General features: G+C 68.6%; 10 protein-coding genes, 2 rRNA genes and 1 pseudogene (1 of these 13 running past the window's edge). 2 read left to right on the top strand and 11 right to left on the bottom strand.

Annotated elements, in window-relative coordinates; genetic code table 11:
• Positions 1 to 66: 66 nt before the first annotated feature.
• Genes ACY0PA_RS11305 through ACY0PA_RS11315 form a run of 3 tightly spaced genes read right to left on the bottom strand, consistent with a single transcriptional unit; the run spans position 67 to position 2085 of the window.
• On the bottom strand, positions 67 to 972 hold the full coding sequence (locus ACY0PA_RS11305) for an NAD kinase (protein ID WP_473084504.1): 906 nt from the start codon (positions 970 to 972) through the stop codon (positions 67 to 69).
• Positions 969 to 1784: a TlyA family RNA methyltransferase gene (locus tag ACY0PA_RS11310; RefSeq protein ID WP_384250983.1), complete on the bottom strand. Its 816-nt coding sequence runs from the start codon at positions 1782 to 1784 to the stop codon at positions 969 to 971. Before ACY0PA_RS11310 ends, ACY0PA_RS11305 begins: the two co-directional genes overlap by 4 nt.
• A 7-nt stretch (positions 1785 to 1791) precedes the next feature.
• Positions 1792 to 2085, bottom strand: coding sequence for a hypothetical protein (locus ACY0PA_RS11315; RefSeq protein ID WP_473084505.1), 294 nt, complete (start codon positions 2083 to 2085; stop codon positions 1792 to 1794).
• Positions 2086 to 2127: 42 nt separating this feature from the next.
• Here ACY0PA_RS11315 and ACY0PA_RS11320 point away from each other — a divergent pair, with 42 nt between their 5' ends.
• Positions 2128 to 2475, top strand: coding sequence for a sterol-binding protein (locus tag ACY0PA_RS11320; RefSeq protein WP_473084506.1), 348 nt, complete (start codon positions 2128 to 2130; stop codon positions 2473 to 2475).
• Here the strand turns inward: ACY0PA_RS11320 and ACY0PA_RS11325 are convergent.
• From ACY0PA_RS11325 to ACY0PA_RS11340, 4 genes and pseudogenes are all read right to left on the bottom strand, one after another.
• Positions 2459 to 3353, bottom strand: a pseudogene (locus ACY0PA_RS11325) (ABC transporter ATP-binding protein). The gene ACY0PA_RS11320 and the pseudogene ACY0PA_RS11325 overlap by 17 nt on opposite strands.
• Positions 3350 to 4378 (bottom strand): FecCD family ABC transporter permease, encoded by a 1029-nt coding sequence (locus tag ACY0PA_RS11330; RefSeq protein ID WP_473084507.1) that lies wholly within the window; start codon positions 4376 to 4378, stop codon positions 3350 to 3352. Before ACY0PA_RS11330 ends, ACY0PA_RS11325 begins: the two are co-directional and overlap by 4 nt.
• Positions 4375 to 5418: a FecCD family ABC transporter permease gene (locus ACY0PA_RS11335; protein WP_473084508.1), complete on the bottom strand. Its 1044-nt coding sequence runs from the start codon at positions 5416 to 5418 to the stop codon at positions 4375 to 4377. Before ACY0PA_RS11335 ends, ACY0PA_RS11330 begins: the two co-directional genes overlap by 4 nt.
• Positions 5419 to 5582: 164 nt before the next feature.
• Positions 5583 to 6611 (bottom strand): HAD hydrolase-like protein, encoded by a 1029-nt coding sequence (locus ACY0PA_RS11340; RefSeq protein ID WP_473084509.1) that lies wholly within the window; start codon positions 6609 to 6611, stop codon positions 5583 to 5585.
• A 72-nt stretch (positions 6612 to 6683) separates the two neighbouring features.
• Here ACY0PA_RS11340 and ACY0PA_RS11345 point away from each other — a divergent pair, with 72 nt between their 5' ends.
• Positions 6684 to 7973, top strand: coding sequence for a DUF1015 domain-containing protein (locus tag ACY0PA_RS11345; RefSeq protein WP_473084510.1), 1290 nt, complete (start codon positions 6684 to 6686; stop codon positions 7971 to 7973).
• 127 nt (positions 7974 to 8100) lie between these two features.
• Here the strand turns inward: ACY0PA_RS11345 and ACY0PA_RS11350 are convergent, their stop codons facing one another.
• The 4 genes from ACY0PA_RS11350 to ACY0PA_RS11365 all read right to left on the bottom strand — a co-directional run.
• Positions 8101 to 8928 (bottom strand): tetratricopeptide repeat protein, encoded by an 828-nt coding sequence (locus ACY0PA_RS11350; RefSeq protein ID WP_473086294.1) that lies wholly within the window; start codon positions 8926 to 8928, stop codon positions 8101 to 8103.
• Complete coding sequence (locus ACY0PA_RS11355; protein WP_473086647.1) at positions 8820 to 10172, bottom strand: hypothetical protein; 1353 nt, start codon at positions 10170 to 10172, stop codon at positions 8820 to 8822. The genes ACY0PA_RS11350 and ACY0PA_RS11355 overlap by 109 nt, the downstream gene beginning before the upstream one ends.
• 145 nt (positions 10173 to 10317) lie before the next feature.
• Positions 10318 to 10434 (bottom strand): 5S ribosomal RNA (gene rrf / locus ACY0PA_RS11360).
• 140 nt (positions 10435 to 10574) lie between these two features.
• Positions 10575 to 12903: ribosomal RNA gene (locus tag ACY0PA_RS11365) — 23S ribosomal RNA — on the bottom strand (it continues 795 nt past the right edge of the window).

The following is a 12903-nucleotide window of genomic DNA, read 5'->3' on the forward strand; positions in this document are numbered from 1 at the left end:
GTCGCCCCTTGTCACCCGCGAGGGCGTACCGGACCGGCGGGCTGCCTGCGCTACCGCTGGGCGCCCTCAGTGGGGCTTGCCGCGCCAGCCTGAGACGGGCAGCGCGAACTTGGCGACCAGTCGATCCGTGAACGAGGCGTGGTGCAGCCGTGCGAGCCGCACCGGCACCGCCCCGCGCCGCACTTCGACGCGCGCCCCCGCGGGCAGTTCCACGGTCCGCCGCCCGTCGCACCACAGCACGCCGTGCGGAGTGTGGTGCTGCACCTCGACGGCGAGCACCGACTCCGGCGACGTCACCAGCGGCTTGGCGAACAGGGCGTGCGCGCTGATCGGCACCATGAGGAGCGCCTCGACCTCGGGCCACACGACGGGCCCGCCGGCGGAGAACGCGTAGGCCGTGGAGCCGGTGGGCGTCGCGCACACGATGCCGTCGCAGCCGAAGGCGGTGACGGGACGCCCGTCGATCTCCAGGACGACCTCGAGCATCCGCTCGGCCGACATCTTCTGCACGGCGGCCTCGTTGAGCGCCCAGTCGCGGTGCACGACATCGCCGTTGCTGTGCACGACGACGTCGATCGTCATGCGCTCCTCGACCTCGTACGCCTTGGTGACGACGCGGTCGACGACCTTGTCGAGGTCGTCGCGCTCGGCCTCGGCGAGGAAGCCGACGCGGCCGAGGTTCACCCCGAGCATCGGGACGCCGGAGGCGCGGGCGAACTCGGCGCCGCGCAGCAGCGTCCCGTCGCCGCCGAGGACGACGAGCAGCTCACAGGCGTCGAGGCACTCCGGAGTCGCCTCCTTCACGAGCTCCACCGAGGCCGGGAGCGGCAGGTCCGCCGCCTCCGACTCCAGGACCCGCACGCCGATGCCGCAGCGCAGCAGCCCCTCGACGACGAGCTCGGCACTCCGGATGGCGGCGGGCCGCCCGGTGTGCGCGAGCAGGAAAACAGTTCGAGCTCGAGTCTGTGTCAACGCGGTCCCTCCGCCACTGCACGGTCAACGTCCGCCGGGTCGAGTTCGGGCGCACCGGCGCGGAGCCACAGAAAATACTCGACGTTTCCGGACGGCCCGGGCAGCGGGCTCGCCGTCACACCCCGTACGCCGAGGCCGAGTTCGAACGCCTGCCGGGCCACCGTGCGCACCGTCTCGGCCCGCAGTTCCGGGCTCCGCACGACGCCGCCGCTGCCGAGCCGCTCCTTGCCGATCTCGAACTGCGGCTTCACCATGAGCACCAGGTCCGCGTCGGGCGCCGCGCACCGCGCGAGGGCGGGCAGCACCAGGCCGAGCGGGATGAAGGACAGGTCTCCGACGACCAGGTCCACGGGTTTTCCATCGATCGCCTCCAGCGTCAACTCGCGTACGTTCGTACGGTCCTTGACGGTGACGCGTTCATCGCTCTGCAGCGACCAGGCGAGCTGCCCGTACCCGACGTCGACGGCGACGACATGGGCGACGCCGGCCCTCAGCAGTACATCGGTGAACCCGCCCGTGGACGCCCCCGCGTCTAGCGCGCGGCGTCCCTCGACGGCGAGCCCCTGCGGCACGAAGGCCGCGAGCGCCCCCGCGAGTTTGTGGCCGCCGCGCGAGACGTAGTCGGGGTCGCTGTCGTCCTGCGTGACCACGATCGCGGCGGCCGTCTCCACCTGCGTGGCGGGCTTGGTCGCGGTGGTCTTGCCGACCGTGACGCGCCCCGCGGCGATCAGCTGGCTGGCGTGCTCGCGCGAGCGGGCGAGCTTCCGGCGGACGAGCTCGGCGTCGAGGCGGCGTCGTGCCACTCCTGCCACGTTCGGTTCAGCTCCTGTGTCGGTTCAAGGGTGAGGGCTCGGGGCGTGCGTCCAGCGCGGTCAGCGCGTCACGCAGGCCCCCGTGTACATCCTCGTACACCTCGATGTGTCCGTCGGCAGTGAGGTGGTCGACGTCGGCGAGCCGGTCGAGCCCGGTGTCCACGTCCGCGTTCCCGGTGGGGATGCGCGGGACCCCGAGGAGGGCCGGCGGCGCAGGCTCGTACGACGGTTCGTCCTGGACCTCCGGGGCCCCGGCCGCCTGGTCCGGCACCTGGTCGGGGTCCGGATGAGAGTCGTTCATGCCACGACGCTACCCCGTAGCACTGGGGTACGGTCGATCGCGATGGCGACGACGCAGGAGTGCCGTGCCGCACTCGACACACTCTCGGACAATCTGGCGGGCGCGGAGGGCGGGGTACGCAGCGCTGCTGCGCTCGACCGCTCTCTGAGCTGCCATGTCACGGACCTCGAGATCACGTTCACGGGCCGGCTCGAGAACGGCCGGATCGAGGTGCTCGACACGGTCGACGGGCCGCCGCCCGACCGGGCGCAGATCCGGCTCGCGATGACCGGCGACGACCTGGTCGCGATGGTCGACGGCAGACTGAACTTCGCGAAGGCCTGGGCCTGTGGCCGGATCAGGCTGGAGGCCGGCTTCCGCGACCTGCTGCGGCTCAGGACGCTGCTTTAGCCACCGCTTTCGCGGGCGCCTCCGCGTCCCGCACCCGACCCTTCCCGGCCTTCCGCGCGGCCGGCACCACCAGCGGAGTACCGGTCTCCGTGATCGTCGATGACCTGGCACTTCATCCCGAAGAGCCGCTCGACGAGGTCCACGGTGACGATGTCGCACGGCGCTCCCTCGGCGATGACCTCACCGCCGCGCAGGGCGATCAGGTGGGTGGCGTAGCGGGCCGCGTGGTTGAGGTCGTGCAGGACCGCGACCAGCGTCCGCCCCTGCTCCTCGTGCAGCTCCGCGCAGAGGTCGAGCACGTCGATCTGGTGCTGGATGTCGAGATACGTGGTCGGCTCGTCGAGGAGGAGCAGCGGGGTCTGCTGGGCGAGCGCCATCGCGATCCATACGCGCTGGCGCTGGCCGCCGGACAGTTCGTCGACAAAGCGATCGGCCAGTTCGGCGACTCCGGTGGAGGTCATCGACTCCTGCACGATCCGCTCGTCCTCGCTGGACCACTGGCGCAGCAGGCCCTGGTGAGGGTAGCGGCCGCGGGAGACGAGGTCGTCCACGGTGATGCCGTCGGGCGCGATCGACGACTGGGGCAGGAGCCCGAGCGTGCGCGCCACCTTCTTCGCCGGCATCGACTGGATGGCCTGCCCGTCGAGGAGCACCCGGCCCGCCGAGGGCTTCAGCATCCGCGACAGCGCGCGCAGCAGCGTGGACTTGCCGCACGCGTTCGGGCCGACGATCACGGTGAAGGAGTTGTCGGGGATCTCGACCGAGAGCTCCGACGCGATCACACGCTGGTCGTAGCCCAGAGTGACGTTCTCGGCGGACAGTCGGTTCACGGTGTTGCTCCTCCGCTTGTTGCTCAGGCTGGGGTTGCTGTCGCTCATATCCGGCCGGCCTTCCGCTCGGAGACCAGGAGCCACAGCAGATAGACACCGCCGACGACTCCGGTGACCACCCCGACAGGCAGCTGGCCGGCGCCGAAGGCGCGCTGCGAGATCCAGTCGGCGGTGACGAGCAGGGCCGCGCCCATACACATGGACGCAGCGACGTTCGGGCCGGGCGAGCGGGTCAGCCGCCGGGCCAGCTGGGGGGCGGTCAGCGCGACGAATCCGACGGGTCCCGCGGCGGCGGTGGCCGCGGCGGTGAGCAGCACGGCGGCCACGAGCAGGACGAGCCGCGTCCGCTCGACCCGCACCCCGAGCGCGTTCGCCACGTCGTCGCCCATCTCCAGCATGCGCAGCGGACGCGCGTACGTGAGGACCACGGGTACGAGGACGGCGCACAGGGCGAGCAGGGGCCAGACCTGCTTCCAGTCGCGGCCGTCGAGGGATCCCGTCATCCAGACCGTCGCGCGGGCGGCGTCGACGATGTCGGCCTTGGTCAGCAGATAGCCGTTGACCGCCGTCATGATGGCGGACATTCCGATGCCGACCAGGACGAGCCGGTATCCGTGCACGCCGCGCTTCCAGGCGAGAAGATAAATGCCGAACCCGGTCACCAGGCCGCCAACGAGCGCCCCGAGCGCGACCTGGGCGGCTCCTCCCGAGAACAGCACGATCATGACGAGCGCACCGGCCGTGGAACCCTGGCCGAGGCCCAGAATGTCCGGACTGCCCAGCGGATTACGGGAGATGGCCTGGAAGAGCGCGCCGCCGAGCGCGAGCGCCGCGCCCACGAGGAGGCCCACGAGGACCCTGGGCAGCCGCAGGTCGTTGACGATGATCTCCTGCCCCGGATCACCGTTGCCGAGCAGCGTACGGATCACGTCGGTGGCGGAGATGGGGAAGTCACCGGTGCCGATCAGCGCGACGCTCGCGGCGAGCGCTACACACAGCAGCACGAGGACGACGACGAGCGCGCGGATGTCGAGGCGCAGGGAGATACCGCCCCGGGTACGGATCGCCTTCACAGCTGGGTGACCTTCCGCCGGCGCACGAGGTAGATGAAGACCGGGCCGCCGATGATCGCGGTGACGATGCCGACCTGGATCTCGGCGGGCCGTGCCACGAGGCGGCCGACGACGTCGGCGCCGAGCAGCAGTACGGGCGACAGGACGGCCGAGAACGGCAGGATCCACCGCAGGTCGGGGCCGGTGAAGGAGCGCACGACGTGCGGCACCATGAGACCGACGAACACGATGGGCCCGCAGGCGGCGGTCGCGGCGCCGCACAGCAGCGTGGCGGCCGCCATGGACAGCGCGCGCGTCCTGTTCAGGTTCGCGCCGAGGGCACGGGCCGTGTCATCGCCCATCGCCATGGCGTTGAGCGGCCGCGCGAGCGCGAGGGCGAGCACCGTACCGACGGCGATGAACGGCAGCACCTGCCGGATCGTCGGCATGTCGGCGGAGACGAGCGAACCCACCGTCCAGAAGCGCATCCTGCCGAGCGCCGCGTTGTCCATGATCATCACGGCTTGGAGATAGCCGTAGAGCGCTGCGCTGACGGCGGTCCCGGCGAGCGCGAGCCGCACCGGCGTCGCGCTGCGGGTCCCCCCCAGGACGTAGACGAGAACGCCCACGGCCGCGGCGCCGAAGAAGGCGAACCACACATAGCCCGTCAGCGAGCTGACGCCGAAGAAGCTGATGGCGGTGACGACGGCCGCCGAGGCGCCCATGTTGATGCCGAGGAGTCCTGGGTCCGCCAGCGGGTTACGGGTCAGCGCCTGGAGGACCGCGCCGGAGAGTCCGAGCGCGACACCGGCGAGGAGCCCGAGCAGCGTACGCGCGAGCCGCTCGCCGACCACGACGTCGCTGAACGTCCCGGTGTCATCGAACAGGCCGTGCCACACCTGGTCGACGGACAGAGGTTTCGCCCCGATCGCGATGCTCACGACCAGGAGCACGAGCAGTACCACGACGGCTCCGAGGAGCCCGACCGTACGTATCGCCCAGCGGTTCGGGGGCGCGGCGGCGGTGTCCGCGCGCTGTTCGGGGGGACTGTCGACCAACACGTGGTTAGGTTAGCCTACCCTGCCTGCCTTCTTCGAGGTCGCTACCGGCATCGCTGCCGACGGGAGCTGCGCGGGGAAGCAGGGAAGCGGGGAAGCGGGGAAGCAGGGATAGGAAAGCGCGGGACAAGCCGCACCCATCGGCACGCCTCCCCGCCCCCGCCGCCTCAAACCCCCAGCCGCGCCAGCGACTTCGCCCCGTCGAGCCCGCAGGTCCCGTCCCCGGCCGCCGTCCACGCCGCCGCGCACAGGGCACGCAGCCCGTCGATCGCCTCGCCGTCCCCCTCCAGCTCAAGATGCTCGTCCCGCGCGGTCGCGACCCAGCCCCCGCACGCGAACCCGTCCCCCTGCGCCACGACATCCGGCTGCCCGGTGAGCAGGCCCCGCAGGTCGACGTCGACATACGTGGGCCGGTGCTGGGGCGGCGCGGCGAGCAGCTGCGCGCCGTCGGTGACGCCGGTCAGGACGAGCAGCGAGTCCACCTCCCCGTTGAACGCGCCCTCGATGTCCGTGTCGAGGCGGTCGCCGATCACCAACGGCCGCCCCGCACCGGTCCGCAGGATCGTCTCGCGGTGCATCGGAGGCAGCGGCTTGCCGGCCACCTGCGGCTGCGCACCCGTCGCGATTCGGACGACCTCGACCGCCGCGCCGTTGCCCGGAGCGATGCCGCGCGCGCTCGGAATGGTCAGGTCCGTATTGGACGCGAACCACGGCACACCACGCGCGATCGCGTAACAGGCCTCCGCGAACCGCCCCCAGGCCAGGTCGGGCCCGCCATACCCCTGCGCCACCGCCACCGGCTCGTCGTCGGCCGAGTCCACCGGCTCGAGCCCGCGCTCTCTCAGCGCGACCCGCAGCCCCTCCCCGCCGATCACCAACACCCGTGACCCGTCCGGCACTTGCTCACTGATCAGACGCGCCACGGCCTGCGCCGACGTGATGACATCCGCCCCCACCGTCGGAATTCCCAGCTCCGTCAGATGCTCGGCCACCGCGTCCGGCGTACGCAGCGCGTTGTTCGTGACATACGCGAGCCCCATGCCCGCGGCGCGCGCCACAGCGAGCGACTCGGGGGCGTGCGCGATGGCGTCACCGCCCGCGTACACCACCCCGTCGAGGTCGAGCAGCGCCGTGTCGTACGCCTCGTTCAGCGCCCGCTCACTGCCTTCGGGCCGCGTCCTGACGGTCTGGCTCATTACACATCGCTCCTCGTTCGATCCCACTCCCCCGATCATCGCTCATGCCACTGACACACATACGATGCAGCAATGAACACTGCAGGTCCCCCAGGTCCGACAGCCGGCGACGGCCTCGACCTGATCCCGTTCAGGGGTGTGCGGTACGTCCCCGAGCGCGTGGGCAGCCTCGCCGCCGTGACGTCACCGCCGTACGACGTGGTCGTACGCCCCGACGGTCTGCACCATCTGGAGTCCGCGGACCCGCACAACATCGTCCGCCTGATCCTCCCGCAGGCCGTCTCCCCGGACACCCGAAACGCCCTCGCGGCCGACACTCTGCGCCGCTGGCTATCCGAGGGCGTCCTGGCCCCCGACGAGACCCCTGCGCTGTACGTCTACGAGCAGCGCGACGGCGACCACCTCCAGCGCGGCGTCATCGGTGCCCTGCGCCTGTCCGAGCCGTCCGAAGGGGTCGTCCTGCCCCACGAGGACGTCATGCCGCACGTGGTCGCCGACCGCGCGGGCCTGATGCGCGCCACGGCCGCCAACCTCGAACCCCTGCTCCTCACCTACCGCAGCGAGGGCAACGCGACCGGCACGACCGCGGTCGTCGAACGCACGGTGAAACGCCCCCCGCTCCTCGCGACGACCACGGAGGACGGCTTCGGCCACCGCATGTGGTCGGTCACCGACCCGGCCGAGCTGGCGGAGATCCGCGCGGACCTCGCCCACCACCAGGCCCTGATCGCGGACGGTCACCACCGCTGGGCGACGTATCTGCGCCTGCGCTCCGAACAGCCGTCCCCCTCCCCGTGGGACTTCGGCCTGGTCCTCCTCGTGGACACGGCCCGCTACCCGTTGCGCGTCCGCGCCATCCATCGCCTCCTGCACCGCCTCGCGGTCCCGGACGCCCTGGCCGCCCTGAAGGACTCCTTCCGCCTGCGTGAGGTCCCCGGCCCGCTGTCGCACGCCCTGGACGCGCTCGCCGACGCGGCCGCCCACGGCAACGCGTTCCTCCTCGCCGGCGCCGGCTCCTTCCACCTCACGGACATCCCGTCCCCGGACCTCCTGGCCCGTACAATCCCTGCCCACCGCCCGGAAGCCTGGCGCACGCTGGACGCGACGGTCCTGCACTCCACGCTCCTGAACCATGTCTGGGGCATCCCCGAGGACGCGCCGGAGCACATCGCGTACATCCATGACGCGGCCGCCACGGTCGCGAAGGCGGAGCGTGACGGCGGCACGGCGGTCCTCATGCACCCGGTCCGCGAGGAAGTGGTCCGCGACCTGGCACGACAGGGCGTGACGATGCCCCGCAAGTCGACGTCGTTCGGCCCGAAGCCGGCGACCGGTCTGGTGCTGCGCACGCTCGCGGACTGACCGCGAGGCACGCGCGCGTAGGCCGCAGGCGCATACGACGAACGGGCGGGACCCCATCGCTGGGATCCCGCCCGTTCGTCATGCTGCGTCATGCGCGGCCGTCGGTCAGCCGCTCACAGCGCCGAGCTCAGCCCTTGTCGTCCTCGGGCTCGAACTCCTCGTCGTCCTCGTCGTAGAACTCTTCGACGTCCTCGTCGTCCTCGACCCAGGGCTCGTCGTCGTCACCCGCGGGAGCCTTGGGCCCCGCGGCTGCGGCGGGCGCCTCGTCGGACTCGTCCTCGAAGGCGTCGACGAACTCGACCCCGTCCATCTCGGCGAGCCGGTCGGACGCGTCGGTGCTGGCGTCCCGGTCGGACTCGACGGCCTTCGCGAACCACTCGCGCGCCTCGTCCTGACGACCGGCCGCGAGCAGCGCATCGGCGTACGCGTACCGCAGACGCGCGGTCCACGGCTGTACGGAGTTCGAGGCGAGCTCGGGGCTCTGCAGCGTCACGATGGCCGCGTCGAGCTGGTCCATGTCACGCCGGGCACCGGCCGCCACAAGCCTCATCTCGACCTGCCCGGCCTTGTCCAGCTTGGCCACCTCGGGCCCACCGGCCATGTCGAGGGCCTTCTCGGGCCGCCCGAGACCGCGCTCGCAGTCCGCCATGACGGGCCACAGCTCGACGTTGCCGGTCATGCGCCGGGCGGCGCGGAACTCGGCGAGCGCCTCGCTGTACTTCTGGTTCGCGTACGCGGCGAAGCCGGCGGCCTCGCGCACGGCGGCGACCCTGGAGGCGAGCCGCAGCGCGATCTTCGAGTACTCGTACGCCTGCTCGGGGTCCTCGTCGATCAGCTTGGCGACCATCACCAGGTTCTTGGCGACGTCCTCGGCCAGGCCCTTCGGCAGGCTCTGGAGCTCCTGCCGTACGTCCTTGTCGATCTCGTCGCCGGTGACGTCCTCGGGGATCGGCAGCCGGCGGATGGGCTCGCGGTCGCGGTCACGCTCGTCGCGGTAGCGCCCGCCACCACGGCGGTCGTCGCCCCCACGGTCGTCACGCCCACGGAACCCGCCGGGACGCCCACCACGGTCGTCGCGGCGCGGCCCACGGTCGCGGTCGTCACGCGGCCGGTACCCGCCACCGCGGCTGTCGTCGCGACGGAAGCCACCGCCGCGGCTGTCATCGCGCCGGTCATCACGGCGGTCGTCGCGACGGAAGCCGCCACCACGACTGTCACCACCGCGATCGTCACGACGGTCATCGCGGCGGTCGTCACGGGGACGGAACCCACCGCGGTCGGTGTCGCGACGCTCGTCGCGTCGGAAGGCGGGGCGATCGCCGCCGGGACGGTCACCATCACGACGCGGCCCACGGTCACGGTCGTCACGCGGACGGAAACCGCCACCACGGGTATCGCTACCGCGGTCGTCGCGACGGTCGTCACGGCGGAAGCCGCCACCACGGGTGTCACCACCACGGTCGTCGCGGCGGTCGTCACGGGGACGGAACCCACCGCGGTCGGTGTCGCGACGCTCGTCGCGTCGGAAGGCGGGGCGATCGCCGCCGGGACGGTCACCATCACGACGCGGCCCACGGTCACGGTCGTCACGCGGACGGAAACCGCCACCACGGGTATCGCTACCGCGGTCGTCGCGACGGTCGTCACGGCGGAAGCCGCCACCACGGGTGTCACCACCACGGTCATCGCGACGGTCGTCACGGCGGAAACCGCCACCACGACTGTCACCACCGCGATCGTCACGGCGGAAACCGCCACCACGACTGTCACCACCGCGGTCATCGCGGCGGAAACCGCCACCACGACTGTCACCACCGCGGTCATCGCGGCGGTCGTCACGACGGTCATCGCGGCGGAAGGGGGGACGGTCACCGTCACGACGGGGACCACGGTCGCGATCGTCACGCGGGCGGTAACCGCCACCGCCACGGTTGTCGCCACCGCGACTGTCGTCACGGCGGAAGCCGCCGCCACGGTTATCGCCACCGCGGTCATCGCGACGGAAGGGGGGACGGTCACCGTCACGACGGGGACCACGGTCGCGATCGCCGCCACGGTCCCGGTCGCCGCCGCGATCGCGGTCGTCCCGGCGGGGCGCGTAGCCACCGCGGTCGCTGTCGCGTCGCGGTCCGCCTCGGTTTCCGCCCCGGTCCCGGTCACCACTGTCCCGGCGTCGCTGGTCGCGTTCCGGTCGCTCATCGGGAGAGTTGGTGGACATGGGTGACTCCTGTCTTCGGTACCGCAGTCATTCTCGCGCAGCCGGGTAGCCGGCGCGCTTCGACAAAACAAAGAAGGACCCTTGGTCCCAGCATGTGTGCTGGGACCAAGGGTCCTCTTAAAAATTGTTCGGCGGCGTCCTACTCTCCCACAGGGTCCCCCCTGCAGTACCATCGGCGCTTTGAGGCTTAGCTTCCGGGTTCGGAATGTAACCGGGCGTTTCCCTCACGCTATGACCACCGAAACCCTATCAGTGTCCCGTTTCAAGGAAACGGGTTCCCGAACAAGGCAGCGAACAAGCACACTCTTCAATTAAGTGGTGCAGCCGTTCAGCCGACACAACTGTTCGTTATCTGAGAACAAACACAGTGGACGCGAGCAACTGAGGACAAGCCCTCGGCCTATTAGTACCAGTCACCTCCACCCGTTACCGGGCTTCCAGATCTGGCCTATCAACCCAGTCGTCTACTGGGAGCCTTAACCCCTCAAAGGGGGTGGGAGTCCTCATCTCGAAGCAGGCTTCCCGCTTAGATGCTTTCAGCGGTTATCCTTTCCGAACGTAGCCAACCAGCCATGCCCTTGGCAGGACAACTGGCACACCAGAGGTTCGTCCGTCCCGGTCCTCTCGTACTAGGGACAGCCCTTCTCAAGACTCCTACGCGCACAGCGGATAGGGACCGAACTGTCTCACGACGTTCTAAACCCAGCTCGCGTACCGCTTTAATGGGCGAACAGCCCAACCCTTGGGACCGACTCCAGCCCCAGGATGCGACGAGCCGACATCGAGGTGCCAAACCATCCCGTCGATATGGACTCTTGGGGAAGATCAGCCTGTTATCCCCGGGGTACCTTTTATCCGTTGAGCGACGGCGCTTCCACAAGCCACCGCCGGATCACTAGTCCCGACTTTCGTCCCTGCTCGACCCGTCGGTCTCACAGTCAAGCTCCCTTGTGCACTTACACTCAACACCTGATTACCAACCAGGCTGAGGGAACCTTTGGGCGCCTCCGTTACTCTTTAGGAGGCAACCGCCCCAGTTAAACTACCCATCAGACACTGTCCCTGATCCGGATCACGGACCCAGGTTAGACATCCAGCACGACCAGAGTGGTATTTCAACGACGACTCCCCCTGAACTGGCGTCCAGAGTTCACAGTCTCCCACCTATCCTACACAAGCCGAACCGAACACCAATATCAAACTGTAGTAAAGGTCCCGGGGTCTTTCCGTCCTGCTGCGCGAAACGAGCATCTTTACTCGTAGTGCAATTTCACCGGGCCTATGGTTGAGACAGTCGAGAAGTCGTTACGCCATTCGTGCAGGTCGGAACTTACCCGACAAGGAATTTCGCTACCTTAGGATGGTTATAGTTACCACCGCCGTTTACTGGCGCTTAAGTTCTCAGCTTCGCACACCCGAAAGTGCACTAACCGGTCCCCTTAACGTTCCAGCACCGGGCAGGCGTCAGTCCGTATACATCGCCTTACGGCTTCGCACGGACCTGTGTTTTTAGTAAACAGTCGCTTCTCGCTGGTCTCTGCGGCCACCCCCAGCTCATGAAGTAAATCCAATCACCGGTGATGGCCCCCCTTCTCCCGAAGTTACGGGGGCATTTTGCCGAGTTCCTTAACCATAGTTCACCCGAACGCCTCGGTATTCTCTACCTGACCACCTGAGTCGGTTTAGGGTACGGGCCGCCATGAAACTCGCTAGAGGCTTTTCTCGACAGCATAGGATCATCCACTTCACCACAATCGGCTCGGCATCAGGTCTCAGCCTTAATGTGTGACGGATTTACCTGCCACACGGCCTACACCCTTACCCCGGGACAACCACCGCCCGGGCTGGACTACCTTCCTGCGTCACCCCATCACTCACCTACTACAAGTCTGGTCCGTCGGCTCCACCACTTTCCTTTCCCCGAAGGGTCCGGAACGGCTTCACGGACTTAGCATCGCCTGATTCAATGTTTGACGCTTCACAGCGGGTACCGGAATATCAACCGGTTATCCATCGACTACGCCTGTCGGCCTCGCCTTAGGTCCCGACTTACCCTGGGCAGATCAGCTTGACCCAGGAACCCTTAGTCAATCGGCGCACACGTTTCTCACGTGTGTATCGCTACTCATGCCTGCATTCTCACTCGTGAACCGTCCACAACTCGCTTCCGCGGCTGCTTCACCCGGCACACGACGCTCCCCTACCCATCCCAGCAGGCGTTGGCCCTATAGCTGGAATGACACGACTTCGGCGGTACGCTTGAGCCCCGCTACATTGTCGGCGCGGAATCACTAGACCAGTGAGCTATTACGCACTCTTTCAAGGGTGGCTGCTTCTAAGCCAACCTCCTGGTTGTCTGTGCGACTCCACATCCTTTCCCACTTAGCGTACGCTTAGGGGCCTTAGTCGATGCTCTGGGCTGTTTCCCTCTCGACCATGGAGCTTATCCCCCACAGTCTCACTGCCGCGCTCTCACTTACCGGCATTCGGAGTTTGGCTAAGGTCAGTAACCCGGTAGGGCCCATCGCCTATCCAGTGCTCTACCTCCGGCAAGAAACACACGACGCTGCACCTAAATGCATTTCGGGGAGAACCAGCTATCACGGAGTTTGATTGGCCTTTCACCCCTAACCACAGGTCATCCCCCAGGTTTTCAACCCTGGTGGGTTCGGTCCTCCACGAAGTCTTACCTCCGCTTCAACCTGCCCATGG

It is taken from the genome of Streptomyces sp. DS1-CR2 (genome assembly GCF_055760475.1).